General features: G+C 68.1%; 21 protein-coding genes. 11 read left to right on the top strand and 10 right to left on the bottom strand.

Translation table 11 applies throughout. The features are described 5' to 3' along the window. Positions 1-4: 4 nt before the first annotated feature. Positions 5-4,201 (bottom strand): YhdP family protein, encoded by a 4,197-nt coding sequence (locus DIE23_RS01635; RefSeq protein WP_124610511.1) that lies wholly within the window; start codon positions 4,199-4,201, stop codon positions 5-7. A 228-nt stretch (positions 4,202-4,429) separates the two neighbouring features. On the opposite strand from DIE23_RS01635, the gene glnE reads away from it, so the two are divergent. Next, positions 4,430-7,231 carry a bifunctional [glutamate--ammonia ligase]-adenylyl-L-tyrosine phosphorylase/[glutamate--ammonia-ligase] adenylyltransferase gene (gene glnE / locus DIE23_RS01630; RefSeq protein WP_124610510.1) on the top strand — a complete coding sequence of 934 codons (2,802 nt, stop codon included), beginning with the start codon at positions 4,430-4,432 and terminating at the stop codon, positions 7,229-7,231. A gap of 116 nt (positions 7,232-7,347) precedes the next feature. On the opposite strand, the gene recN is transcribed toward glnE, so the two are convergent. After that, positions 7,348-8,997 carry a DNA repair protein RecN gene (recN, locus tag DIE23_RS01625; protein ID WP_124610509.1) on the bottom strand — a complete coding sequence of 550 codons (1,650 nt, stop codon included), beginning with the start codon at positions 8,995-8,997 and terminating at the stop codon, positions 7,348-7,350. A gap of 19 nt (positions 8,998-9,016) precedes the next feature. After that, positions 9,017-9,919, bottom strand: coding sequence for an NAD kinase (locus DIE23_RS01620; protein ID WP_124610508.1), 903 nt, complete (start codon positions 9,917-9,919; stop codon positions 9,017-9,019). Positions 9,920-10,049: 130 nt separating this feature from the next. Here DIE23_RS01620 and hrcA point away from each other — a divergent pair, with 130 nt between their 5' ends. The 3 genes from hrcA (at position 10,050) to DIE23_RS01605 (ending at position 12,688) form a co-directional block, all read left to right on the top strand. Further along, on the top strand, positions 10,050-11,072 hold the full coding sequence (gene hrcA, locus DIE23_RS01615; protein WP_011544637.1) for a heat-inducible transcriptional repressor HrcA: 1,023 nt from the start codon (positions 10,050-10,052) through the stop codon (positions 11,070-11,072). A gap of 138 nt (positions 11,073-11,210) precedes the next feature. Continuing rightward, positions 11,211-12,275 carry a ferrochelatase gene (hemH, locus tag DIE23_RS01610; protein WP_124610507.1) on the top strand — a complete coding sequence of 355 codons (1,065 nt, stop codon included), beginning with the start codon at positions 11,211-11,213 and terminating at the stop codon, positions 12,273-12,275. Between the two features lie 5 nt (positions 12,276-12,280). Next, entirely contained in the window at positions 12,281-12,688 is a 408-nt protein-coding gene (locus tag DIE23_RS01605; protein ID WP_124610506.1) for an RNA-binding S4 domain-containing protein, read from the top strand. Here DIE23_RS01605 and DIE23_RS39380 read toward each other — a convergent pair. Beyond that, positions 12,660-12,821 carry a hypothetical protein gene (locus DIE23_RS39380; RefSeq protein ID WP_006476841.1) on the bottom strand — a complete coding sequence of 54 codons (162 nt, stop codon included), beginning with the start codon at positions 12,819-12,821 and terminating at the stop codon, positions 12,660-12,662. The two genes, DIE23_RS01605 and DIE23_RS39380, sit on opposite strands and share 29 nt — an antisense overlap. 351 nt (positions 12,822-13,172) lie before the next feature. Here DIE23_RS39380 and grpE point away from each other — a divergent pair, with 351 nt between their 5' ends. The 5 genes from grpE (at position 13,173) to DIE23_RS01575 (ending at position 19,576) form a co-directional block, all read left to right on the top strand. Continuing rightward, the gene (grpE, locus tag DIE23_RS01595) at positions 13,173-13,718 is read left to right on the top strand and encodes a nucleotide exchange factor GrpE (protein ID WP_124610505.1); all 546 of its coding nucleotides are present in this window, start codon (positions 13,173-13,175) and stop codon (positions 13,716-13,718) included. A 10-nt stretch (positions 13,719-13,728) separates the two neighbouring features. Continuing rightward, positions 13,729-14,169: a thioredoxin family protein gene (locus DIE23_RS01590; RefSeq protein ID WP_124610504.1), complete on the top strand. Its 441-nt coding sequence runs from the start codon at positions 13,729-13,731 to the stop codon at positions 14,167-14,169. A 146-nt stretch (positions 14,170-14,315) separates the two neighbouring features. Continuing rightward, on the top strand, positions 14,316-16,262 hold the full coding sequence (dnaK, locus tag DIE23_RS01585; protein WP_124610503.1) for a molecular chaperone DnaK: 1,947 nt from the start codon (positions 14,316-14,318) through the stop codon (positions 16,260-16,262). Between the two features lie 253 nt (positions 16,263-16,515). Then, positions 16,516-17,652: a molecular chaperone DnaJ gene (dnaJ, locus tag DIE23_RS01580; RefSeq protein ID WP_098549687.1), complete on the top strand. Its 1,137-nt coding sequence runs from the start codon at positions 16,516-16,518 to the stop codon at positions 17,650-17,652. Positions 17,653-17,656: 4 nt separating this feature from the next. Next, positions 17,657-19,576, top strand: a complete 1,920-nt coding sequence (locus DIE23_RS01575) for a chorismate-binding protein (protein ID WP_124610502.1) — start codon at positions 17,657-17,659, stop codon at positions 19,574-19,576. 149 nt (positions 19,577-19,725) lie between these two features. Here DIE23_RS01575 and panB read toward each other — a convergent pair whose 3' ends face one another. The 6 genes from panB to hda are packed head-to-tail and all read right to left on the bottom strand — an operon-like array spanning position 19,726 to position 24,809. Then, positions 19,726-20,541, bottom strand: a complete 816-nt coding sequence (panB, locus tag DIE23_RS01570; RefSeq protein ID WP_124610501.1) for a 3-methyl-2-oxobutanoate hydroxymethyltransferase — start codon at positions 20,539-20,541, stop codon at positions 19,726-19,728. Positions 20,542-20,583: 42 nt separating this feature from the next. Beyond that, complete coding sequence (locus DIE23_RS01565; protein WP_124610500.1) at positions 20,584-21,270, bottom strand: deoxynucleoside kinase; 687 nt, start codon at positions 21,268-21,270, stop codon at positions 20,584-20,586. Further along, positions 21,267-21,809, bottom strand: coding sequence for a 2-amino-4-hydroxy-6-hydroxymethyldihydropteridine diphosphokinase (gene folK, locus DIE23_RS01560; protein ID WP_124610499.1), 543 nt, complete (start codon positions 21,807-21,809; stop codon positions 21,267-21,269). The genes DIE23_RS01565 and folK overlap by 4 nt, the downstream gene beginning before the upstream one ends. Before the next feature lie 35 nt (positions 21,810-21,844). Beyond that, positions 21,845-23,380, bottom strand: coding sequence for a polynucleotide adenylyltransferase PcnB (gene pcnB, locus DIE23_RS01555; protein WP_124610498.1), 1,536 nt, complete (start codon positions 23,378-23,380; stop codon positions 21,845-21,847). A 5-nt stretch (positions 23,381-23,385) separates the two neighbouring features. Continuing rightward, entirely contained in the window at positions 23,386-24,063 is a 678-nt protein-coding gene (locus DIE23_RS01550) for an HAD family phosphatase (RefSeq protein WP_124610497.1), read from the bottom strand. 11 nt (positions 24,064-24,074) lie between these two features. Then, positions 24,075-24,809, bottom strand: coding sequence for a DnaA regulatory inactivator Hda (gene hda, locus DIE23_RS01545; RefSeq protein ID WP_006760485.1), 735 nt, complete (start codon positions 24,807-24,809; stop codon positions 24,075-24,077). A gap of 247 nt (positions 24,810-25,056) precedes the next feature. Between hda and purM the strand changes: the two genes are divergently transcribed. Together purM and DIE23_RS01535 are read left to right on the top strand one after the other, a co-directional pair. Further along, complete coding sequence (gene purM, locus DIE23_RS01540; protein WP_057926698.1) at positions 25,057-26,112, top strand: phosphoribosylformylglycinamidine cyclo-ligase; 1,056 nt, start codon at positions 25,057-25,059, stop codon at positions 26,110-26,112. Positions 26,113-26,216: 104 nt separating this feature from the next. Continuing rightward, positions 26,217-26,612: an SgcJ/EcaC family oxidoreductase gene (locus DIE23_RS01535; protein ID WP_124610495.1), complete on the top strand. Its 396-nt coding sequence runs from the start codon at positions 26,217-26,219 to the stop codon at positions 26,610-26,612. Positions 26,613-26,642 lie beyond the last annotated feature (30 nt).

Here is a 26,642-nt window from a genome sequence, read left to right as displayed (position 1 = left end):
GCGATCAATGGGTCGCCGCATCGGCCGGACCGTGATTCATCTTACCCTGATCGCCCCGCACCCGCTCGATGTGCGGATGCGCCCACGAGCCCGTGATCGCGTAGTCGAGCGCGAATGCGTGCGACAGCGTCTCCGACAGCGCGTAGTTCGCGGCCAGCACGCCGACGCCGAGCAGCGGATTGATGATCGCGGCCGCGATCGCCGCGGTGCCGGCGCCGATCTTCGGCGCGACGTGCGCATGCAGGTCCTGCGTCTCGGTGCCGAGGTCGACCGCGCCGCGCACCGTCACGTTCGCGGGCGCCGTCGTCATCGAGAAGTCGTCGGTGCGCGCGATCCCGTTCGAGATCCGCCCGGTGCCCGTGATCTTGTCGAACGGCAGCCCCTTGCCGACCACGTCGCGGAAATTCAGCGTGAGGAAGCGCGCGAGACTCTGCAGGCTCAACACGCCGAGCAGTTTCGCGGCGCCCGGATCGACCTTCAGGATCTGGCCGTGTTCCAGGTCGAGCGCGACCTGGCCGCCCAACGACGGGAGATCGACCGCGGTCGGGCCGCCGCGCCAGCCGACCTTGCCGGTCACCGTGCCGTGGCCGTCCGCAAGCGTGCGCGGCAGGCCGACGAGGTCGAGCAGCGCGCCCGCGTTGCCGACGTCGAGCTTGAAGTCGAACACGCTGCGGCGCGGCGCATCGTTCTCATCGACGCCGCGGGCCAGCGCGCGGCGCGACGTGCGCCAGTTGCCGGTCGCCGTCAGCTTCGCGGCCGGGTTCGCCAGCTCGAGCTTGTCGAGCTGCCACACCGGCGCGCCGTCTTCCTCGATGTTGCGCGCGTTGACGACGAGCCGGCCGATGTCGTGATCGTGCGCGACGACCTGGTCGACGATCAGGTCGACCGACGGCATCGGCCGGTCGGTCGGCGTCGGCAGGTTCATCGCGCGGCCGACGAGGTCGTGCTGCGCGCTCTGCGGAATCACGAGCCTCGCGAGCCGCGCGTTCAGCACGCCGGCGCCGTTGTGGCCGCCGCCCGGCGCCCACGACAGGTAGCCCGAGACCTGGTTCGACGCGATGTTCGCCTGCCACAGCTCGTCGACGTGCGACGCGCCGATGATCACGTTTTCCCAGTTGCGCTTGAGCAGCTTCAACGTGCCGAAGTGGAGTGCGAAGCGCTTCGGCGTGAAGCTCGCGGCGTCGATGCGCGGTGCGGTCTGCTCCGGTGCGCGCGGCGTGTCGTGCTGCAGCGTGCGGGCCAGCGCGAGCCATGCGTCGGCGTCCAGCTCATCGACGTCGACGGCGGCGCTCACGCCGTCCTGCGGCAGGTCGGGCATCCGGTGGATGCCCATCGCGCCGCGCATCGCGCGCAGCGGCTGGCCGGGCGTCGCGTCGAGCAGGTAGGTCGCGGACACGGGGCCGAGCGTCAGGTCGGCATGCTCGAGGCGCATGCCGCCCGCCTGCGCGGCCGGCTGCAGCGTGAAGCGGAACGGCATCGGCGTGCCGGCCGGTTTCGCGAACGGCGCCGGGAAATTCAGTGCGACGCCCGTCAGGTCGGAATGCGCGGTGACCGCCGGCAGGCGGCCCGGCGCGCCGCGCACGGCGAGCTGGTACGGCGCGTCGCCGACCACATGCTCGAGCAGTGCCGCGGCCGTGCCGCGCAGGTTCAGGCCGCGCGCGGCGTCGAGCGCGAGCTTGCCGTCGACGTCCACCGCGTACGGGCCGTGCGACTGGAAGTTGCCGTTCGCGCGCACCGGGCCGCCGAGAAAGCGCCCCGACAGGTCGTGCAGCGACGCGCCGGCCTCGGTGAAGCGCACGCTGCCGCGCAGCGCGGACAGTGGCGGCACGCCGTCCGTCGACAGCGTGTTGCCGCCGAACGCGAGTGCGCCTTCGACGTGCGTATGCGGATGCGGAACGTGCTGCGGAATCGTGATCTTGAGCGTGAGCGCCGCAGGCCCCTGCGCATCGATCCGCTGGCCGATATGCCCGCTCATCGTGCCGAGCGAGCTGTTGTCCGCATAGTCGATGAGATCCGCGAGCGGGCCTTGCGCATGGCCGTCGATGATCAGCGGCGACTTCGACGGGTTGCCGAGATCGTCGATCCGGCCGGCGACCTTCGTCAGCGCGACGCGCTTGTAGTGCGCGCGCGCGATGTCGAAGCGCAGCTTGTTCTGCGCGAGTTCGAACACGCCGTCGATCCCGTCGAGTGCCGGCCAGACGCTCGGCGTGCCGTTCGCGAGCTTGCGCGGCGGGAACGGCGTCGGCTCGAAGCGCCCGCCGGTGAACGGCGCGACGATGTGGAACACGCCGGCATCCGGGTCGTGTTCGAACGGGAATTTCTCGAGCGGGCCGCGGGCGACGATCGACGCGCCCTTGGTCACCTGGCCGTCCTGCAGCGCATGGCCGAGATAGTCGCGCAGGTGCTCGGACATCCCGGTCGGCAGGTAGCGCGGAATGCGTGCCACCGACGCACGCGCGAAATCCGCGCGCAGGTCGAGCGAGCCGCGGCCGTGGCCGGGGTTCGTGTACGAGCCCGACACCGCGATTTCCGCATCAGGGTTGGCGACGAACAGGTCGGGCAACGTCACGTCGACGCGCGCGTGCTTCTCGCCCGGCGCCGGCGTGATCACCCATTTCGCGTTGCCGCGCAGCCGGTCGAAGGTCAGGCGCGGCTCGTCGAACTCGCCGGGCACCGTGACCGCCGCATTGACCGTGTCGAAGTGCGCACTGCCGCCGGTTTCGTTCGCGTCGATGCGGCCCCACAAGTTCTCGACGCCCGGCCAGCCGGCGCGTGGGTGGCCGCGCGGGGACAGCCCCGGCGGCGGCTCCTGCGCGGCGACGCTGATGCCCTGCAGATCGCCGAGGAAGCGGTAGCGGACGATCGGCGCGGCGCCGGTGCGCCGTTCTTCGTCGGCGAGGTCGGCCCGCGGCGGCTTCGCGCGTTCGACCTCGATGTGATAGTTCGACACCATCCCGCGCGGGTCGAGCTTGATCAGCTCGTTGCGCAGGCGCGCCGGCAGCGGCAGCCCGCGGATGAACTCGCTGAGGATGCCGAGATCGACGCGGTCGCCGACGACGCTCAGCAACTGCCCCTGGTCGGCGGCCGGCACGCGGTAGCGGGCGGTCAGCGTCGACAACGCGAGCGAGCGGGCGAGCGGCGTGCCGTCCGGCAGCGGCGGCTGGCCGAGCTCCGCATTGAAGCGTGTCAGGTGCAGCGTGTAGTCGCGGCCGGCGTTCAGCGCCATGTCCCAGCCGAACCCGACTGTCGGTACGTCGAGGCGCGGCTGGGTCGGCCGCACGCGCAGCACGACGTCGGCGCCCTGCAGGTCGCCGCCTGCAGAGCGCAGGTGACCGTCCTGGAAGGTCGCCCAGATCGCGTTGTCGATCCGGCCCGCGTGGATCGTGAGCGGTATGTCGAGATAGCGGCCGAGCGTCTGCAGGTCGACCGGGCCGGTCGACAGATACGCGTCGCCGGTCCAGTTCGTGGGCTTGCCGATCGGCGCGAGCGACTTGTGCCGGAAACGCGCGCGGAAATCGAGCGGGCCGAGCAGCAGCGTGCCGTTCGCGGGCGCCTGCAATGCGGCCTTGTGCTCACGGCCGTGGTTGAGCACCGCGAGGCGGATGCCCGACAGCGCGAGCTCCGGCGCGTCGTGCTGCGCGTCGCGCCAGCGCAGCGTGCCGTTGCGCAGCACGATCGCTTCCTGCTTCAGCAGCCACGTGCTGAACGTGTCGTTGCCGCCGTGGGTGGTCGCGACGCCGACGCCCGCGACGCTCAGCGAGCCGTCGGCCGCGCGCGCGACGACGAGGTCGGGGTGGTCGACGATCAGGCTCGACAGCGCGGGCGACAGCCGCAGCAGCGACATCCAAGACAGCGCGGCCGTCGCGTGCGGGACCGACAGCGCGATCTGGCCGTCACGGCCGCGAATGGTGAGGTTGGCGACTTCGACGCCCGGCTGCATGCCGGACCAGTGGGGAGACAGTTTGCCGATCGAAAGCTGCGCGTGGAGCTTGTCGGACACCGCGCGCTCGATGCGCGGGCGGAATTCGTCGATGCGCGGCAGCAGCACGTAGCGCAGCCCGAGGAACGCGCCTGAAGCAACGAAGTAGGTGCCGATCCCGACTGCCAGCGTCACCCTGAACACGCGGCGCAGGACCGGATGATCGTGCTTCGGAGGTCCCGCTTCGGGCGCAGCTAAGGCGGATTCCTGACGGTCGGACATGCGGCGGAAGGGCGGCGATATGGTAGTTTTGCAGACTGACGTTGAAATGTATCACACGGGTTCGTGCCGGCGGCCGTTGCGGCAGCATGGCACGGGCTTTCCGGCGCGCGGTTTTCGCGGCGGCGCACCCGCGTCGCGACACCGTGCCGAGTCCAAGGGGCCTGTCGGCAGCGGGGCGCGCACGCGTTGTCCCGCGGCGGCGGCCCTTACCGCCAGGCCCGCTTTTCGATGACCGACGCTTCCGCCCTGATCAGCCCGTCCTACTCCCGCTACATCGCCCGCGCGGCCACCGCGCGTCCTGTGCTGTCCGACCAGATCGCCGCATGGGCCGCCGCGCCGCTTTCCCGCGCGCAGCTCGACGCGCGCCTGACCGAACTGCTCGCGCCGCTGGCCGGCACGGCCGCGCCGAGCGACGAGCAACTGAAGCGCGCGCTGCGGCAGTTGCGTGTCGAGGTGTTCGGCGCGGTCGCGGAGCGCGACCTGCGCGGCTTCGCGGACGTCGCCGAGGTGACGGGCGCGATGACGGATCTCGCCGAAGTGGCCGTGCAACGCTCGCTCGCGCTGCTGTCGGCCGAGCTCGAGGCGATGTACGGCGAGCCGCGCGGCGCCGACGGCCAGCGCGTCGTGCTGGGCGTCGTCGGGATGGGCAAGCTCGGCGGCCGCGAACTCAACGTGTCGTCGGACATCGACCTGATCTTCGTCTACGAGGACGATGGCGAGACGGCCGGCGGCACGCGCTCGCCGCTGTCCACCCAGGAATACTTCACACGCCTCGGCCGGCGCCTGATCGGCGTGCTGTCCGAGGTCACGGCCGACGGCTACGTGTTTCGCGTCGACATGCGGCTGCGTCCGAACGGTGATTCGGGGCCGCTCGTCTGCAGCCTCGGGATGCTCGAGGAATATTTCTACGTGCAGGGGCGCGAATGGGAGCGCTACGCGTGGATCAAGGGACGGCTCGTGTCGGAAGGCGACAGCGACGCGGCGCGGCGCCTGGAGGCGCAGCTCGAATCGATCGTCAAGCCGTTCGTGTACCGCCGCTATCTCGACTTCGGCGTGATCGGCGCGATTCGTTCGCTGCACCAGCAGATTCGCCACGAAGCCGCGCGCCGCGCGTCGATGCGGCCCGACAAGGCCGACGACATCAAGCTCGGGCGTGGCGGAATCCGCGAGATCGAATTCAGCGCCCAGGTGTTCCAGCTGATCCGCGGCGGCCAGGATGCGGAATTCCGCGTGCGGCCGACGCTCGCGGTGCTGCGCCATGCGCAGGCGCGCGGGCTGATCGGCGAGGACGTGCGCGAGCGGCTCACCGACGCCTACAACTTCCTGCGCACGCTCGAGCACCGGCTGCAGTACCGCGACGACGCGCAGACGCACGCGATGCCGGTCGATCCGGACGAGCGCGCGGCGCTGGCCGCGTCGCTCGGCTTTGCGGACTACGCGGCGCTGATGACGGTGCTTGATGGCTACCGGACCTTCGTCGAGGCGCAGTTCGACCAGATCTTTGCCGACAAGGTGAGCGGCGGCCCCTGCGCGGCGGGCGAGGACACGGCCGCCTCGTGGATCTGGAGCGGGGCGCTCGCCGACGACGGCGAAGACGACGCGTTGCTCGCGCGCCTCGACGGCCTGGGCTTCACCGATCCGGCGGCGGTGCTCGCGCGGCTGCGCGCGATCTGGCAGTCGTCGCGCTACGCGGGCCTGCCGGAAAAGAGCCGGCAACGCTTCGACAGCGTCGCGCAGCGCGCGCTCGAGGCCGCGCCACAGATCGACGCCGCGCGCCGCGACGACACCATCGTGCGGCTGTTCGACCTGCTCGAGACGGTCAGCCGGCGCGGCGTCTATCTCGCGCTCCTGACCGAGTATCCGGCCGCGCTCGACCGCGTGCTGTCGGTGCTCGGCGCGACGCGCTGGGGCGGCGGCTACCTGATCCGCCATCCGCAGCTGCTCGACGAACTGCTCGACGACGAAGCGATCGCGAGCCCGTTCGACTGGCCCGCGTTCAAGGATGCATTGCGTGCGCGCCTCGCGGCCGCCGACGGCCCCGAGCAGCAGATGGACCTGCTGCGGCACGCGCAGCACGCGGAGGTGTTCCGCATCCTGCTGATCGATCTGGCGGGCCAGCTGTCGGTCGAGCACGTGAGCGACCGCCTGTCCGAACTCGCCGACGCGGTGCTCGACGTGACGATCGAAGTGGTCTGGTCGCAGCTCGCGAAGCGCCATCGCGACGTGCCGAAGTTCGCGGTGATCGCGTACGGCAAGCTCGGCGGCAAGGAGCTCGGCTACGCATCGGATCTCGACCTGATCTTCCTGTACGACGACCCCGACGAGCGCTCGGCGGACGTCTACACGACGTTCACGCGACGGCTGATCACGTGGCTCACGACCGCGACCGGCGCGGGCGCGCTTTTCGACATCGACCTGCGGCTGCGGCCGAACGGCGAGGCGGGGCTGCTCGTGACCGATCTCGACGCGTTCCGCCGCTACCAGTTGCGCGAGGGCGACGCGGCGAACACCGCATGGGTGTGGGAACACCAGGCGCTGACGCGCGCCCGCTACAGCGCGGGCGACCAGCAGATCGGCACGGACTTCGAGGCGATCCGCCAGCAGGTGCTGACGACGCCGCGCGACGGGGCGGTGCTCGCGAAGGAAATCGTCGACATGCGCGGCAAGGTGTTCGCCGGCCACCCGAACCAGACCGAGCTGTTCGACCTGAAGCACGATCGTGGCGGGATGGTCGACATCGAATTCATCGTCCAGTACTGGGTGCTGCTGCATGCGTCGAGCGATGCCGAGCTGATCCGCAACACCGGCAACATCGCGCTGCTGCGCGAGGTTGCGCGGTTCGGGCTGATGGGCGAGGACGAAGCCGAGCGCGTCGGCGCCGCGTACCGCAAGTACCGGAAACTGCAGCACAAGCTGCGGCTCGACGGGATGGAGAAGGCGCGGGTCGATCCGGCGCTGGTGGCCGACGAGCGGGCGGCCGTCACGGCGCTGTGGGAGCGCGTGTTCGGCACGGTCGAAACGGACGTTTGAGTCGGGCGTTCGAATCATCGGGGCAAGGTGGGTGCGATCGGACGGCCGCGGCCGCTCGTCAAAAAAAGACCGGCGCATGCGCCGGTCTTCGTGCATTCGGCCAACGGTTGCCTGCGTCAGGCCGCCAGCATTTCCTTCGCGTGCTTGCGCGTCGTTGCCGTGATCTCGAGCCCGCCGAGCATCCGCGCGACTTCCTCGACCCGGCTCGCCTTGTCGAGCGGGACGACCGACGAGACAGTGCCGCCGCGGTCGTCGGCGCCCTTCGCGACCTGGAAGTGATGGTCGCCGCGCGCGGCGACCTGCGGCAGGTGCGTCACGCACAGCACCTGGCGGTCGCGCCCGAGCTGGTGCAGCAGACGGCCGACCACTTCGGCGACGCCGCCGCCGATCCCCGTGTCGACTTCGTCGAAGATCAGTGTCGGCGTCGGGCTTGCCGCGCTCGCGATCACCGCGAGCGCAAGGCTGATCCGCGCGAGTTCGCCGCCCGACGCGACTTTCGCGAGCGGCCGCAGCGGCACGCCGGGGTGCCCGGCGACCCGGAATTCGACCTGCTCGAGACCGTGCGGGCCACCGTCGGCGAGCGGTACGAGCGCGACTTCGAAGCTGCCGCCCGCCATCGACAGTTCCTGCATGCCGGCCGTGACCGCCGTGCCGAGCGCCTTCGCGGCCTGCGTGCGTGCCTTCGACAGGTGCTTCGCGTCGGCGAGATAGGTTTCCCATGCCTTCGCCTGCGCGGCTTCGAGCGCACCGAGATCGGCGGCCGCGTCGAGCGCGGCGAGCTGAGCGCGGCGAGCCGCATGTTCCTCGTGCAGCGTGTCGGGCGGCAACCGGAACTTGCGGGCGGTCGAGTGCAGCGCGTCGAGGCGCGTTTCGACCTGCGCGAGCCGGGCCGGGTCGAGATCGAGGCGCTGCGCGTAGTGCGACAGCGAATAGACAGCTTCCTGCAGCTGGATCTCGGCCGGTTCGAGCGACGCGAGCGCATCGCCGAGCCCCGTGTCGTAGTCGGCCAGGCTGCGCAGCTTCGACACGATCGCGCCGAGCTGCGGGAGCATCGCGTCATCGGCCTCGGACAGTGCGTTGAGCGCGCCCTGCACGCCGGCGATCAGGTTCGCCGAATGCGACAGGCGCTTGTGCTCGCTGCCGACTTCGTCCCATTCACCCGGTTGCGGCGCGAGCTTGTCGAGCTCGGCGAGCTGCCAGGCGAGCTTCTCGCGTTCGAGCTGCAGTTCGCGCTCATGCGCCTTCGCGGCGTCGATCGCCTGCGTTGCGTCGCGCCAGACGCGCCACGCGCGTGCGACGTTCGCGGCATCGGCGACGAGCCCCGCGTGCGTGTCGAACAGCTCGCGCTGCGCGTCGGGCCGCATCAGCAACTGGTGCGCGTGCTGGCCGTGGATGTCGACCAGCATCTCGCCGAGCTCGCGCAACTGCGCGAGCGTCGCGCTGGTGCCGTTGATGAACGCGCGCGAGCGGCCGTTCGCGTCGATCACGCGGCGCAGCATCACGGTGTCCTCGGCGTCGAACGCGTGTTCGTCGAGCCAGCGCGCGACGCGGTCGTGCGGCGTGAATTCGGCGGTGATGTCGGCGCGGCCGCAGCCGGCGCGCACGATGCTCGCGTCGGCGCGTTCGCCGAGCGCGAGGGCCAGGGCGTCGATCAGGATCGATTTGCCGGCGCCGGTTTCGCCGGAAAAGACGGTAAAGCCGCTGTCGAATTCGAGATCGAGCGCGGCGACGATGACGAAGTCGCGAATCGAGAGGTGGCGGAGCATGGTGTCGGGCGTTGGTGCGTCAGGACGCCTTGTCGTCTTCGTTCGATGCGTGTTCGTTCCAGTGCAGCTTCTTGCGCAGCGTCGCGTAGTAGCTGTAGCCGACCGGGTGCAGGAACGGCACCGTGTGCTTCGAGCGGCGCACCTCGATCGTGTCGTTCAGTTCGAGCGCGGTGAACGACTGCATGTCGAAGTTCACGTTGACGTCGCGGCCGCCGACGATCTGGATCGCGATCTTCGAATCGTCGGGCAGCACGATCGGCCGGTTCGACAACGCATGCGGCGCGATCGGCACGAGCACGATGCCCTGGAGCTGCGGATGCAGGATCGGGCCGGCCGACGACAGCGCGTACGCGGTCGAGCCGGTCGGCGTGGCGACGATCAGGCCGTCCGAACGCTGGTTATACATGTACCGGCCGTCGACCGACGCGCGCAGCTCGACCATCCCGGAAAAGCCGCTGCGGTTCACGACGACGTCGTTGAACGCGATCGCGTGGTAGATCGGTTCGCCGTCGCGCATGATCCGGGCCTCGAGCAGCGAGCGCTCCTCGCGCTCGAACTTGCCCGACAGGATCACCGGGACGCGCGCCTGCATGTCGGCCGCCGCGATGTCCGTGATGAAGCCGAGCCGCCCGTGGTTGATCCCGATCAGCGGCGTCTTGTACGGCGCGAGCTGGCGGCCGATGCCGAGCATCGTGCCGTCGCCGCCGAGCACGACCGCCACGTCCGCGCGCGCCCCGATTTCCGCCGGGGTGAGCGCCGGATAGCCGGAGATGCCGATCTCGCGCGCGGTGTCGGCTTCGAACACGACCTCGAAGCCGAGCTTCGCGATGCAGCCAGCCAGCGTGGCGAGCGGCTCGGCGATGCCGGGCGTGTTGCTCCGGCCGACGAGCGCGACAGTGTTGAACTGATTACCGGTTTTCATGCCGGCATTACACCATAGCTCGTTGACGAAAAGAACCGGCTGTGCGTGGACGGGGCCGGATCGATCAGCCCGCGCGACAGTGGCCGCGGCCACTCGCCGCGGTCGCGCGGTTGCGCTAAAATTTTCCACCATGCTAGATCCTCGCGCACGAACCCTCCTGAAAACCCTGATCGAACGGTATATCGCCGACGGTCAGCCGGTCGGCTCGCGCACGTTGTCCCGTTATTCCGGGCTCGAGCTGAGCCCGGCAACGATCCGCAACGTGATGTCCGACCTGGAGGAGCTCGGCCTCGTGTCGAGCCCGCACACGTCGGCCGGCCGCGTGCCGACGCCGCGTGGCTATCGCCTGTTCGTCGACACGATGCTGACGGTCGAGGCGCCGATCGACGCCGAGGCCGTCGCGCGCCAGGTGCAGAACACGCTGCAGGCCGGCGAGCCGCAGCAGCGGGTGGTGGCTGCCGCGGCGAGCGTGCTGTCGAACCTGTCGCAGTTCGCGGGCGTCGTGCTGACGCCGCGCCGCAGCCACGTGTTCAAGCAGATCGAGTTCATGCGGCTGTCGGACAAGCGGATCCTGCTGATCATCGTCACGCCCGAGGGCGACGTGCAGAACCGGATGCTCGCGACGCCGCGCGACTATTCGCCGTCGCAGCTCACCGAGGCGTCCAACTACATCAACGCGCATTTCGCCGGGCTGTCGTTCGACGAGGTGCGCCGCCGCCTGCGCGACGAGATCGACCAGCTGCGCGGCGACATGACCACGCTGATGCATGCGGCCGTGACGGCCAGCACCGAGGTGCCCGACACCGAGGACACCGTGCTGATTTCCGGCGAGCGCAACCTGCTCGAAGTGGCGGACCTGTCGTCCGACATGGCGCGGCTGCGCAAGCTGTTCGACGTGTTCGACCAAAAGACGGGCCTCCTGCAATTGCTCGACGTGTCGAGCCACGCCCAGGGCGTGCAGATCTTCATCGGCGGCGAATCGACGCTCGTGCCGATCGAGGAAATGAGCGTCGTGACCGCGCCTTACGAGGTGAACGGCCAGATCGTCGGCACGCTCGGCGTGATCGGCCCGACCCGCATGGCGTACAACCGCGTGATCCCGATCGTCGACATCACCGCGCGGCTGCTGTCGCTCACGCTGAGCCAGCAGTAACCTGACCCGACACCGTCCCGCCATCGTGCCGCGGCGCCGAGTGTGCCGCCAGTCGGCCGAACGGCCAGCCGACCCGACCGAGGCGGCCCGCTATAATTGAGGGCCGTCCGACTGCGTGCCGCGAGCACGTTCCTGCCCATGCGTTTCGATCTTGAGCCGCCTTCGAGCGTCGCGGCTGCCCATCGCATCGGCGTGCTGCTGATCAATCTCGGCACGCCCGACGCCCCGACGCCGCGCGCGGTGCGGCGCTATCTGGCCGAGTTCCTGTCGGACCCCCGTGTCGTCGAAATCCCGCAGGCCGTCTGGCAAGTGCTGCTGCGCACGCTGATCCTGCCGCTGCGCGGCCGCGCGTCCGCGAAGAAATACGCGGCCGTCTGGATGCCCGAAGGCTCGCCGCTGCGGGTGTACACCGAGCGCCAGACCGAAGGTGTGCGCCACCTGCTCGCATCGAACGGCTACCAGGTGACGGTCGACTACGCGATGCGCTACGGCAGCCCGAGCATTGCGCAGGCGCTCGCGCAGTTCAAGCGCGCGGGCGTCGAGCGCGTGCTGCTGATGCCGATGTATCCGCAATACTCGGCGTCCACCACCGCGACGGCATTCGATGCCGCGTTCGCCGCGCTCGCGCGGATGCGCAACCAGCCCGAAGTGCGCACGGTGCGGCAGTATGCCGACCATCCGGCCTACATCCACGCGCTCGCCGAGCAGGTCCGCCAGTACTGGGCGCAGCACGGCCGGCCCGACTTCGCGGCGGGCGACAAGCTCGTGCTGAGTTTTCACGGCGTGCCGAAACGCACGCTCGACCTGGGCGACCCCTATCACGACCAGTGCCAGCAGACGGGCGCGCTGCTGATGGCCGTGCTCGGGCTGTCGACGCTCGAATGCCGCGTGACGTTCCAGTCACGCTTCGGCAAGGCCGAGTGGCTGCAACCGTATACGGCGCCGACGCTGCGCGAGCTCGGCGAGGCCGGCGTGCGGCGGGCCGATGTGTTCTGTCCCGGTTTTACGGCCGATTGTCTGGAGACGATCGAGGAGATCGGGATGGAGGTGCGCGACGAGTTCATCGCGGGCGGCGGCCAGGCGTTCCACCGGATTCCGTGCCTGAACGGCGCGCCCGCGTGGATCGGTGCGGTGGGCGAGATCGTCGCCGAGAATCTGCAAGGCTGGCCGGTGAAGGCCGCGCAGCCCGAAACGGTGAGTTGAACGCGATGAACTACAGGATTTCGACGGAACCCGGCGCGAAGCTGCGCATCGACAAATGGCTGTGGGCCGCCCGCTTCTTCAAGACGCGCTCGCTCGCGTCCGACGCGGTCGACAAGGGCCACGTGAAGATCAACGGCGCGGCGGTCAAGCCGGCGAAGGACGTGCGGGTCGGCGACGAGGTCGAGATTGCGATCGACGGTGTCGTCTGGCACATTGCCGTGCTGGGTATTTGCGACGTGCGCGGGCCCGCGAGCATCGCGCAGACGCTTTACGAGGAAACGGAAGCGGGGCGCGTCGCGCGGCTCGCCGAACTGGAACGGCGCCGCACCTATCGCGAGCCGGCGGCGGAACTGCACGGCCGGCCGACCAAGCGTGACCGGCGCATCATCGACAGATTTTCTGGTGGGAGCTGAACATCTGGTCGAACGTCGCCCGCGCGCTTCCGTATTCGGTCGTGCGGTCGGTGACGGCTCCGGACAGGCAGATGGTGGTGGTGCCGGCAATCAGTACCAGCGCGACCACCGATATGGCAAAGGTCAGTTTCACGGTACTCGCCTCGATGGGACGGTGAATGCAGCGCCAGGTGGATGTCAGGCGGCGGTAAGCTAGGGTAAACACGCTTTTTCGACGCTTGAGTGGAGTGTAGTGCAGCCCCCTGTGCCGAGCTAGTACTTGCCTGGTAAGCGTTGTTACCGGCCGTTTCGTCCGATCTGGCGACAAATGCGCGCAATCGGGCGGCGTTCGGCGCGGTTGTTTCGCGGCATTGGCGAATGCCGGCGAGTAACCCTCTTGAAATCGCAGTTTTCGCCCTTATTTGCACCAACAATGTGCGGTGCCGCCGGCATACGGTCCGGCGGTTGCCGATTTGGCTTCAACCTCTAATCGACTTTCAGCGACATGGAAAACACGCAAGAGAACCCGGCTACCCAATCGGCCGAAGACATCGGCAGCGAGAAGCAGGCGGCGCAAGGCGCTGCGCCCGCCGCCGAAGCAGCCGACGCGGCGCTCGCGGAGGCTCAAGCCAAGGTCGCCGAGCTGCAGGAGAGCTTCCTCCGGGCGAAGGCCGAGACCGAGAACGTCCGCCGCCGCGCGCAGGAAGACGTCTCGAAGGCGCACAAGTTTGCGATCGAGGGCTTCGCGGAGCACCTGCTGCCCGTGCTGGACAGCCTCGAGGCCGCCGTCAGCGACACGTCCGGCGACATCACGAAGGTGCGCGAAGGCGTCGAACTGACGCTGCGCCAGCTGACGAGCGCGCTCGAGAAGGGCCGCGTCGTCGCGATCAATCCGGTCGGCGAGAAGTTCGATCCGCACCAGCACCAGGCCATTTCGATGGTACCGGCCGAGCAGGAGCCGAACACCGTCGTGACCGTCCTGCAAAAGGGCTACACGATCGCCGACCGCGTGCTGCGCCCGGCGCTCGTCACGGTCGCCCAGCCGAAGTAAGGCTGCCGCGATGGTTCCCGCCGGCGTCGACCCGGCCGCGTTCGAAGCGTTCGGCATGCAGGCGCTGGCACCCGACACGTTCGACGCCGGCATCGCCGGCGCCGGCGATGCGCTTGCCGTGGTGTTCTTCTGGGGCGTCGACTGCTTCAACTGCGAGATCGCGAAGAAGGCGATGCTCGCCCAGCCGGACGCGATCCGCGCGCTGGACCTGAAGTGGTTCCATTGCAACGTGTACGAACACCATGAGCTGGGGCGCCGCTTCGGCCTGCACGGCGTGCCGACGTGGTTCTTCTTCCACCGTGGCAAGCGGCTCGGCCGCGCGACCGGCTGGCATGGCCTCGCGCAGTTCCAGGCGGCGGTGTCGGCGGCGCGCGCGAAGATCGCCGCGGCGGCCGGCGCGCCGTCGGACCGCGATGGCGGTCCGCACGATCCGGCTATCGGCGGCGATTGAAAAAATTTAATATCCGCATCGCTTGGCGGGTCTTGAAAACGGATCGGCCGGACGCATTTCGGGAACAGAGTTGAATTCTGGCGCGCGAAACCACCCAAAAACGCGGGGTTTCGCGCAGCAAACAAGCATTTCTGGAGATTAGGAAAATGGGAAAGATCATCGGTATTGACCTCGGCACCACGAACTCGTGCGTCGCCATCATGGAAGGCAACCAGGTCAAGGTCATCGAGAACTCGGAAGGCACGCGCACGACGCCGTCGATCATCGCCTACATGGACGATAACGAAGTGCTCGTCGGCGCGCCGGCCAAGCGTCAGTCCGTGACCAACCCGAAGAACACGCTGTTCGCCGTGAAGCGCCTGATCGGCCGCCGCTTCGAAGAGAAGGAAGTCCAGAAGGACATCGGCCTGATGCCGTACACGATCATCAAGGCCGACAACGGCGACGCCTGGGTCGAAGCGCACGGCGAGAAGCTCGCGCCGCCGCAGGTTTCGGCGGAAGTGCTGCGCAAGATGAAGAAGACGGCCGAAGACTACCTCGGCGAGCCGGTCACGGAAGCCGTGATCACGGTGCCGGCGTACTTCAACGACAGCCAGCGCCAGGCGACCAAGGACGCCGGCCGCATCGCGGGCCTCGAAGTCAAGCGGATCATCAACGAGCCGACCGCGGCTGCGCTCGCATTCGGCCTCGACAAGGCCGAGAAGGGCGACCGCAAGATCGCCGTGTATGACCTCGGCGGCGGCACGTTCGACGTGTCGATCATCGAGATCGCGGACGTTGACGGCGAAATGCAGTTCGAAGTGCTGTCGACCAACGGCGACACGTTCCTCGGCGGCGAGGACTTCGACCAGCGCATCATCGATTACATCATCGGCGAGTTCAAGAAGGAGCAGGGCGTCGACCTGTCGAAGGACGTGCTCGCGCTGCAGCGCCTGAAGGAAGCCGCTGAAAAGGCGAAGATCGAACTGTCGTCGAGCCAGCAGACCGAAATCAACCTGCCGTACATTACGGCCGACGCATCGGGTCCGAAGCACTTGAACCTGAAGATCACCCGCGCGAAGCTGGAAGCGCTGGTCGAGGACCTCGTCGAGCGCACGATCGAACCGTGCCGCATCGCGATCAAGGACGCCGGCGTCAAGGTGTCGGACATCGACGACGTGATCCTGGTCGGCGGCCAGACCCGCATGCCGAAGGTGCAGGAGAAGGTGAAGGAGTTCTTCGGCAAGGATCCGCGCCGTGACGTGAACCCGGACGAAGCCGTCGCAGTCGGCGCGGCGATCCAGGGCCAGGTCCTGTCGGGCGACCGCAAGGACGTGCTGCTGCTCGACGTGACCCCGCTGTCGCTCGGTATCGAGACGCTCGGCGGTGTGATGACGAAGATGATCAACAAGAACACGACGATCCCGACGAAGCACGCACAGGTGTATTCGACGGCGGACGACAACCAGTCGGCCGTGACGATCAAGGTGTTCCAGGGCGAACGCGAGATGGCGGCAGGCAACAAGCTGCTCGGCGAGTTCAACCTCGAAGGCATCCCGCCGTCGCCGCGCGGCGTGCCGCAGATCGAAGTGACCTTCGACATCGACGCGAACGGCATCCTGCACGTCGGCGCGAAGGACAAGGCGACCGGCAAGGAAAACAAGATCACGATCAAGGCGAACTCGGGCCTGTCCGAAGCTGAAATCGATCAGATGATCAAGGACGCGGAAGCGAACGCAGCGGAAGACCACAAGCTGCGCGAGCTGGCCGATTCGCGCAACCAGGGCGACGCGCTGGTCCACAGCACGAAGAAGGCGCTCGCCGAGTACGGCGACAAGCTGGACGCGGGCGAGAAGGAAAAGATCGAAGCGGTGCTGAAGTCGCTCGAGGACGTGCTGAAGGATACGTCGGCCGACAAGGCGGCGATCGACGCGAAGGTCGAGGAACTCGGTCAGGTGTCGCAGAAGCTCGGCGAAAAGATGTACGCCGACATGCAGGCGCAGCAGGCAGGCGGCGCGGCGGGTGCAGCGGAAGGCGCGGCCCACGCGGGCGGTGCGCAGCAGGCTGCCGACGACGTCGTCGACGCCGAGTTCAAGGAAGTGAAGAAGGACTAAGCCGGGTTGCCATGGCACCGCATGCCGCGCGCGAGTCGCGCGCGGCGCGGCTGAACAGCGGTCTGTCTTTCCTTCCGGATGGCCGGATCGACTCCACGCCTGGCGGGCTTCGCGGCCCTCCGGGCACATTTGTTTTTTGGCGGGTGCTGCGTGAGCCGTCCGCGGACGGCGCAGCGCCAGACGAGTCGAGAGACTTTACTGCGGGCGAAAGGAGCCGCCGCGTGTGTGACGCGCGACGGCACAGTGAATCGATATGGCGAAACGGGATTACTACGAGGTTCTGGGCGTCGCAAAGAATGCGAGCGACGACGAAATCAAGAAGGCGTATCGCAAGCTTGCGATGAAGTATCACCCTGACCGCAATCCGGACAGCAAGGATGCGGAAGAGCATTTCAAGGAAGTGAAGGAAGCCTATGAAATGCTGTCGGACGACCAGAAGCGCGCAGCGTACGACCAGTACGGCCACGCGGGCGTCGATCCGAACATGGGTGGTGCGGGCGGACAGGGTTTCGGCGGCTTCGCGGATGCGTTCGGCGACATCTTCGGCGACATCTTCGGGCAGGCTGCGGGCGGTGCCGCGCGCGGCGGCCGCGGCGGTCCGCAGGTGTATCGCGGCGCCGACCTGCGCTACAGCATGGAAATCACGCTTGAGCAGGCCGCGCACGGCTACGACACGCAGATCCGCGTGCCGAGCTGGGTGTCGTGCGAAGTCTGTCACGGGTCGGGCGCGAAGCCCGGCACGAAGCCGGAAACCTGCCCGACCTGTCACGGCCAGGGCACGGTGCGCATGTCGCAGGGCTTCTTCAGCATCCAGCAGACCTGCCCGAAGTGCCACGGCACCGGCACCTACATCCCGGAACCGTGCGCGCACTGCCACGGGTCGGGCAAGGTGAAGGAAACCAAGACGCTCGAAGTGAAGATCCCGGCCGGCATCGACGACGGGATGCGGATCCGCTCGGCCGGCAACGGCGAGCCGGGCATCAACGGCGGGCCGCCGGGCGACCTGTACGTCGAGATCCACATCAAGCCGCACTCGGTGTTCGAGCGCGACGGCGACGATCTCCACTGCCAGATGCCGATCCCGTTCACGACCGCCGCACTCGGCGGCGAGATCGAGGTGCCGACGCTGGCCGGCCGTGCGTCGTTCCCGGTGCCGGAAGGCACGCAGTCGGGCAAGACGTTCCGCCTGCGCGGCAAGGGGATCAAGGGTCTGCGTTCGAGCATCGCGGGCGACCTGTACGTGCACGTGCAGGTCGAGACGCCCGTGAAGCTGACCGACCAGCAGCGCGACCTGCTCAAGCAGTTCGAGAAGTCGCTGGCCGAGGGCGGTGCGCGTCACAGCCCGCAGAGCAAGAGCTGGTTCGACCGGGTGAAGAGCTTCTTCGAGTAACGGCATGACTGAAGGCAACGAGAGCGCTTCGTTCGCGCTCTTGGACGATTGCGACTCGACCGCGTCCGCGCGGTCGAGTCGTTTGTATTCCGGTTTCGTGCGCGAACGCGTGTGCACGGATCCGGCACGGCTCGACGAACTTGATGCGGCGGTGGCGCAGGATCTGCGCGACGGGCTGCATGCGGTCGTCGTCGGCGATTACGAATTCGGACGCAATCTGGAAAGAGCGCAGCCGGGCCATGCCCCGCTGCGCTTTTTGCTGTATGCGCGCTGCGAGCGGCTGTCGCGCGACGAAGTCGACGCATGGCTCACGCAGCAGGACGGCGGCGGCCCGCCATCGATCGCGGGCGTCGCACATGTCGCGAAGAGCGTGTCGCGCGATGCGTTCGACGTGGCGATCGCCGCGGTGCACGACGCATTGCGCGTGGGCGATTCGTACCAGATCAACTACACGTACCGGCTGAATTTCGACATGTTCGGCACGCCGCTTGCGCTGTACCGGCGGCTGCGTGCACGTCAACCCGTGCGTTACGGTGCGCTGATCGCGCTGCCAGACGGCGCGTGGGTCGTGTCGTGCTCGCCGGAGCTGTTCGTCGAGAAGCACGGCGACGTGCTGCGCGCACGGCCGATGAAAGGCACCGCGCCGCGCTCGGCCGATCCGCGCGACGACGCGGCGGCCGCCGCGTTCCTCGCGAACGATCCGAAGAACCGCGCGGAAAACGTGATGATCGTCGACCTGCTGCGCAACGACGTGTCGCGGATCGCGCGCACGGGCACGGTCAGGGTGCCGGCGCTGTTCTCGGTCGAGCCGTATGCGTCGGTGTGGCAGATGACGTCGACGGTCGAGGCCGGCTGGCGCGACGGCACCACGTTCGCCCAGATGCTGCGCGCGCTGTTTCCGTGCGGATCGATCACCGGTGCGCCGAAGCACAAGACGATGGAACTGATCGACGCGATCGAGTCGACGCCGCGCGGGCTTTATACGGGCGCGATCGGCTGGCTCGATGCGCGGAAGGAAGGCCCTTCGGCGGGCGATGCGGCACCCGACGATGCGGCCGGCTGCGGCGATTTCTGCCTGTCGGTCGCGATCCGGACGCTGACGCTCGATGCGGTCGGTGTCGATGCTGCCGCAACGATCGACACGCGTGACGCGGCAGCGGCCGCTGGCGGCCGGCGGCGCGGCACGATGGGGGTCGGCGCGGGCATCGTGCTCGACAGCGTCGCCGCCGACGAATATGCGGAGTGCGAATTGAAAGCGCGATTCCTGACCGATGCCGATCCCGGCTTCCAGTTGTTCGAAACCACCGCCGCGACGCGTGCGGACGGCATCCGGCACCTCGAGCGACATCTCGCGCGGCTGCAGCGCAGCGCGGATGCGTTCGGCTTCCGCCTTGATGCCGATGCATTGCGCCGCGAGATCGACGCGCGCTGCGCGGCGCTCGACGGCGACGGCCCGTACCGGATGAAACTCGCGCTCGCGAAGGACGGCACGGTCGAGATCACGGCCGCGGCGCTGAAGCCGCTGCCCGCGGGGCCGGTCGGCGTGATGCTCGCGTCCGCGCACGGCTTTGCGCCGACCCGCACGGACGATGCGCTGCTGCTGCACAAGACGACGCGCCGCGCGGAATACGACCGTGCGTGGCAGGCGGCGGAAGCGCTCGGCGGCTTCGACATGCTGTTCGTCAACGAGCGCGGCGAGGTGACGGAAGGCGGGCGCTCGAACCTCTTCGTGAAGCTTGATGGTGTGTGGGTGACGCCGCCGTTGTCGTGCGGCGTGCTGCCGGGCGTGATGCGCGGTGTGCTGCTCGACGATCGGGCGTTTGGCGCGGTGGAGCGTGTCGTCACGTGCGATGACCTTGCGCGTGCGGAAGCGCTGCTGCTGACCAATGCATTGCGCGGCGCGCTCGACGCGGTATTGAAGTGACGCAATGAGGGTTCGGGCCGCGTGCCCGAAGCACCGGTGCCGCTCACGTTCGACAACACGGCATCCGAGGAAAAAGCGCGGCGCCCTGCAAAGAGCGCCGCGCTTTTTCGTATCGGGAAGGCACCGGCGAACGAGCCGCCGGCCGAGCGTCAGAACGAGTGTTCCGGGCCGGGGAAGGAGCCGTCCTTCACCGCGCGCACATAGGCCTCGACGGCCGCCTGGATGTTCGGCTGGCCCTGCATGAAATCTTTCACGAAGCGCGGACGCTTGCCGGGGAAGATGCCGAGCATGTCGTGCAGCACGAGCACCTGGCCCGAGCAGTCGGCACCCGCGCCGATGCCGATCGTCGGGACCCGCAGCATCTGCGTGACCTCGGATCCGATCAGGGTCGGTACGGCCTCGAGCAGGACGACCTGTGCGCCGGCTGCCTCGACCGCGCGCGCGTCGCGCAGCAGTTGTGCGGCGCCGGCCTCGGTCTTGCCCTGTACCTTGAAGCCGCCGAACGCGTGCACCGACTGCGGCGTGAGGCCGACGTGCGCGCACACGGGCACCGCGCGTTCGACGAGGAAGCGGATCGTTTCGGTGAGCCATTCGCCGCCTTCGAGCTTGATCATCTGCGCACCGGCGCGCATCAGCTTGACGGCGCTCGCAAATGCCTCGGCCGGCGTGCCGTACGTGCCGAACGGCAGATCGGCCATGATCAGCGCGCGCGGCTGCACGCGCGCGACGCATGCGGTGTGGTACGCGATGTCGTCGAGCGAGACGGACAGCGTGGTCGTGTGGCCCTGCAGCACGTTGCCGAGCGAGTCGCCGATCAGCAGCACGTCGACGCCCGAGCGATCGAGCAGCGACGCGAAGCTCGCGTCGTAGCAGGTGAGCATCGCGATCTTCTCGTTGGCCTCGCGCATTGCCTGCAGCTTGGGCACCGTGACGGCAGGCCGGCTCGATTCCTGGATATAGGTCATGGGAAATCCGGTTCGATGGGGGGAACGACAGGCGAGGACGCGTCAGCGCGCCGTCTCGCCCTTGACGAAGAATTCCTTGCGGCCGCGCATCGTGTCGATGCGCTCGATCAGCAGCGCGAGGTCTTCGGGGGAATCCAGCGGGTTCAGGTGTTCGGCCGCGACCGTGAGTACCGGCGTGCGGTCGTAGTGATAGAAGAATTCGTTGTACGCATCGACGAGCGAGCGCAGGTACGTGTCGCTGATCTGCAGCTCCATCGGCAGCCCGCGCTTCTGGATGCGCGAGAACAGCACCTCGGGGCTCGCCTGCAGATAGACGACGAGATCGGGCGCGGGCGCCTGCGGGACGTCGAGGTGCATCGCGATCGCCCGGTACAGCTGCCATTCGTCTTCCGGCAGGTTCAGCCGCGCGAAGATGTCGTTCTTCTGCGGCATGAAATCGGCGACGACGGGGCGACCCGTATCGAGCGCGCCGATCAGTTCGCGCGCCTGCTGCGCGCGCTGCAGCGCGAACGACAGCTGCGCGGGCAGCGCGTAGCGCGCGGTGTCGCGATAGAAGCGTTCGAGGAACGGGTTGTCCTGCGGGCGTTCGAGCAGCGCCTGCATCGACCAGCGCTCGCCGAGCAGGCGCGCGAGCGTCGTCTTGCCGACGCCGATCGGGCCTTCGATCACGAGATAGCGATGCGGGGCGCGCAGGTCGGGCGCGGTGACGGTCAGCGGCGTAGTGTTCATCGGCAGCGGTTCTTGTCGGCGTCTGCGCCGGCGGCAAGGGCCTTCTGCATCAGGCATTGACAGGTCTGGACCTTCTCGACGCGCTGATCCGCGACGGAGGCGAGGAACGCATCGGCGCGGCCGCGCGCGGGGATGTCGAGCGCTGGCTCGATTTCGACGAGCGGCACGAGCGCGAATGCGCGATCGGTGAGGCGCGGATGCGGGACGATCAGATCGGGTTCGTCGATCGAATCGGAGCCGAACAGCAGGATGTCGAGGTCGAGCGTGCGCGGCGCGTTGCGATACGGGCGCTCGCGCCCGAAGTGATGTTCGATCTTCTGGCAGAGCGCGAGCAGCTCCCGGGCCGACAACGTCGTGTCGAGCTTGACGGCGCAGTTGTAGTAATCGTCGCCGCCCGCTTCGAAGGGCGCCGTGCGATACAGGCTCGATTTGCCGAGGATCGAGATGGTGCGCTGCTGCGCGAGGCACACCACCGCGTCCTTCAGGGTCTGGCGCGCATCGCCGAGATTCGCCCCCAGTCCGATATATGCAACCGTCATGGCATCACTTCCTACGTCGTTCGCCGGCGAGCGCGTCAGTCGTCGGAACCGCCCGCGGTGTCCGGCGCCTGCTCGGCGGCGCCTTCGTCCGGCTTGCGGTTTCGCGCACCGCCGCGGCGGCGCCGCTTGCGGGGCGATTTTTCCTTCGAGCCGCCCTGCGTGAGGAGTGCCTCACGGGCGGCCGCGTCGCCTTCGATGAAATCCGTCCACCACTGGCCGACAGCTGCTTCGAGCTCGCCGGATTCGCAGCGTAACAGGAGGAAATCATACCCCGCTCTAAACCTTTGGTGTTCCAGCAGCCGCATCGCGCTGCGGCCCGAGCGTTTTTCGAGGCGCAGTTGCAGGCCCCAGATCTCGCGCATGTCGGCCGAGTAGCGCTTGTGGATCGCGAGCTTTTCGGTCTGCATGTCGAGCACGTCGTCCATCGCGCGATGGAGCGCCGGCACCGGGATTTCGCCTTCGGCCGTGTATTGCTCGAAGCGCTGGCGCATGTCGTGCCACAGGAGCGTCGCGAACAGGAAGCCCGGCGACACCGGCTTGCCGGCGCGCACGCGCGCGTCGGTGTTGTTCAGCGCGAGCGTGATGAACTTCTCGCCCTGCGGCTGCTCGAGCACGACGTCCAGGAGCGGCAGCAGCCCGTGGTGCAGGCCTTCCTTGCGTAGCTGCTTCAGGCACGCGAGCGCGTGGCCCGACAACAGCAGCTTCAGCATCTCGTCGAACAGGCGCGCGGCCGGCACGTTGTTGATCAGGTCGGCGAGCGCGTTGATCGGCTCGCGCGTGTGCGGCTCGATCTCGAAGCCGAGCTTCGCCGCGAAACGCACGACGCGCAGCATCCGCACCGGATCCTCGCGATAGCGCGTGGCGGGATCGCCGATCATCCGCAGCAGACGGGCGCGCATGTCGGCCATCCCGTCGTGGTAATCGAGCACCGTCTGCGTCGACGGGTCGTAGTACATCGCGTTGATCGTGAAGTCGCGGCGCGCGGCGTCTTCGTGTTGTTCGCCCCACACGTTGTCGCGCAGCACGCGGCCGCTCGCGTCCACCGCATGCGTGCGGCGATCGAGTTCGTCGCGCTTCAGGCGCTTCGGCGGCTCGGCCGCGGCGGCTTCGGGCGGCGCGTCGACCAGTGCGCGGAACGTCGACACCTCGATCAGTTCCTGGCCGAACTGCACGTGGACGATCTGGAAGCGGCGGCCGATCAGGCGCGCACGGCGGAACAGGCGCTGCACCTCGGTCGGCGTCGCGTCGGTCGCGACGTCGAAGTCCTTCGGCGCGATGCCGAGCAGCAGGTCGCGTACGGCGCCGCCGACGATGAATGCGCGGAAGCCCGCCTGCTGCAGCGTGTCGGTCACGCGCACGGCGTTCCTCGAGATCAGCGACGGATCGATCTGGTGCACGCTGGCCGGCACGACGGTCGGCTCGTGATTGCTGCGCGGCTTTTTGGCGGTGCCGCCGCGGCTACCCTTCGCGGGGCGCTGGGCAGGGGCCGAGTCGGCGGTGGGCGCCTCGGCGGGCGACGTTTGTTCGGCGCCGTCCTGGCCGAGCAGCTTGCGAATGAATTTTTTGATCACGACGTTCAGAAGAGATCGAGGATGCGCCAGCCGCGGTCGCTTGCATGCGCACGCAGCGTGACGTCGGGGTTGGTCGCGATCGGGTCGGTGACTTTCTCGAGCAACGGGATGTCGTTGTGCGAGTCGCTGTAGAAGTAGCTGTGTTCGAAGTCGTTCCAGTGCTTGCCGAGCGACGCGAGCCACGCTTCGGTGCGTACGATCTTGCCTTCGCGATAGCTCGGCGTGCCGGTCGGCCGGCCCGTGTACGGCGAGTCGGGGTGGCCGTCGGTCGTTTCGACCTCGCACGCGATCAGCGTGTCGACGCCGAACGCGGTCGCGATCGGACGCGTGATGAACTCGTTGGTCGCGGTCACGACGCAGCACAGGTCGCCGGCATCGATGTGCTTGCGCACGAGTTCGAGCGCGGCCGGCGTCATCGCGGGGCGGATCACCTCGTGCATGTACTGCTCGTGCCATTCGGCGAGCTGCGCGCGCGAATACTTCGCGAGCGGCGTGAGCATCGCGCACAGGTACGCATGGATGTCGAGCTTGCCGGCCTTGTAGTCGGCGAAGAACTGATCGTTCTGACGCGAGAAGCTTTCCGCGTCGACGATGCCGAGCTTCACCATGAAGCGGCCCCATTCGTGGTCGCTATCGGTCGGGATCAGCGTGTGATCGAGGTCAAAGAGTGCCAGATTAGTCATGGAAAGGCATTTTACTCGAAGCGGTTCGGGCCTGTGCCCGGCGGTGCGATGTCGTCGCCGGGGCGGGCCAGCATCCGGCGCAGCAGCGGCAGCGTGACGGCGCGTTTCTGCTCGAGCGAGAAGCGGTCGAGCGCGTCGAGCAACGCCATCAGGCTCGGCATGTCGCGGCGGAAATGGGTCAGGAGGTAAGCGGCGATGTCGTCGGTGAGCGCGATCCCGCGCTCCTTCGCCGCGAGTTTCAGCACGGCGATCTTGCCGGCGTCGGACGGCGGCGACAGGTGGAACACGAGCCCCCAGCCGAGGCGCGTGCGCAGATCCTCGCGCACGTCGAGCGCGAGCGGCGCCGCGGGGCCCGCCGCGACGAACGCGCTCGACGGGTGCGCGCGGACCTCGTTGAACAGGTTGAACAGCGCGACCTGCTGCGTGTCGCTCATCCGGTCGCAGTCGTCGATCGCGTAGATGCCGATGCGCGGGTCGAACGTGAACGCGCCGAGCGGGCTCTGCGGCGTCAGGTAGCGCGCGTAGCCGTACGACGCATCGCTCACGAGCGCCTGCAGCAGGTGGGTGCGGCCGCTGCCGGGCTCGCCCCAAATGTAGAACGACCGGTCCGGCACGGGCCCCGCCGCAAGCGCGAGGTCGAGCTTCTGGAGCCGCGAGATGAGCTCGTCGTTCTCCTCATTCATGATGAAGTTGTCGAACGTGGCGGGCGGCGGCGTGCCGAGATCGAGCGTCAGTTGACGGGACACAACAGTCACAATGCGGGTCGGTTGATAAGACGCGTGCCGAACGCCGGGCACGCGCGGGGGACTGCTCCGGCGCCTGCACACGCGGCCGTACGCACGGCGGCGCGCGGTTTCCGGCGCGGCTCGCGTAGCGATGAAAACGGGGACGTGTCGACCAAGATGCAATCCCTGACGATTCGGTGCTGGGAATTCCGGCCAACGGGCCGGCTTCGGGTAAAATCGCATTTTACCGACCTTCTCGCATTCCCCCATGAATCCTCCGAAATCCGCTCCTGACGCTCAGGGTCTGTCCTACCGCGACGCAGGCGTCGACATCGACGCGGGCGACGCGCTCATCGACAAGATCAAGCCTTTTGCGAAGAAAACCCTGCGCGATGGCGTGCTCGGCGGCATCGGCGGGTTCGGCGCGCTGTTCGAAGTGCCGAAGAAGTACAAGGAACCCGTGCTCGTGTCGGGCACCGACGGCGTGGGCACCAAGCTCAAGCTGGCCTTTCATCTGAACAAACACGATACCGTGGGCCAGGATCTGGTGGCGATGAGCGTGAACGACATCCTCGTGCAGGGTGCCGAGCCGCTGTTCTTCCTCGACTACTTCGCGTGCGGCAAGCTCGACGTCGACACGGCCGCCACGGTCGTCAAGGGCATCGCGCACGGCTGCGAACTGTCGGGCTGCGCGCTGATCGGCGGTGAGACGGCCGAAATGCCGGGTATGTACCCGGACGGCGAATACGACCTGGCCGGTTTCGCGGTCGGCGCGGTCGAAAAGAGCAAGATCATCGACGGCAGCACGATCGCCGAAGGCGACGTGGTGCTCGGCCTCGCGTCGAGCGGCATCCACTCGAACGGCTTCTCGCTCGTGCGCAAGATCATCGAGCGCGCGAATCCCGACCTGTCGGCCGATTTCCACGGCCGCTCGCTGGCCGACACGCTGATGGCGCCCACGCGCATCTACGTGAAGCCGCTGCTCGCGCTGATGCAGAAGCTGTCGGTGAAGGGTATGGCCCACATCACTGGTGGCGGCCTCGTCGAAAACATTCCGCGCGTGCTGCGCGAAGGCCTCACGGCCGAGCTCGACCAGAACGCATGGCCGCTGCCGCCGCTGTTCAAGTGGCTGCAGGAGCACGGCGGCGTCGCCGACGCGGAAATGCACCGCGTGTTCAACTGCGGGATCGGCATGGCGGTGATCGTCTCGGCAGCCGATGCCGACGCGGCGATCGCCGACCTGACGGCCGCCGGCGAACAGGTGTGGAAGATCGGCACCGTGCGTGCGAGCCGCGAAGGCGAGGCGCAGACGGTCGTGGTCTGACGCACCGCACGCAGGATGCAGCAAGGAAAGCCGCCCGGAGTCGATCCGGGCGGCTTTTTTTCTGGCGTGGCCTGGTGTATCGCCGCGCCGAAGGAGGAACGACGATGACCGAAGACGAACACGCGATTCGCGATCTGGTGGAAACCTGGTTCGTGTCGAGCCGGCGCGGCGATCTGGCGACCGTGCTCGACCTGATCGCCGACGACGCGATTTTCATGGTGGCCGGCAAGCCGCCGTTCGACAAGGCAGCGTTCGCGGCCGCGTTGCGCGACGCGAACGCTGCGGCGGGCAACGGGCCGACAGTCGACGGCCGTTACCGGATCGACGAACTGCGCGTGATGGGCAACTGGGCATACATGCGCAATTTCCTCGAGATCGACGTGACGCCGCCGGGCGGCGACACCGTGCGCCGCTCCGGCCACACACTGACGATCTTCCGCAAGTCGGATGGCCGCTGGCAGCTCGCGCGGGACGCGAATCTCGTGGCGCTTGCGCATTGAGCGGGGCATGGCCATCACACGCAAGCAGGA

Source organism: Burkholderia sp. Bp9143, assembly GCF_003853645.1.
In the GTDB taxonomy this organism is placed as follows: Bacteria; Pseudomonadota; Gammaproteobacteria; order Burkholderiales; family Burkholderiaceae; genus Burkholderia.
This window is presented reverse-complemented; position numbering and strand designations above follow the sequence as displayed.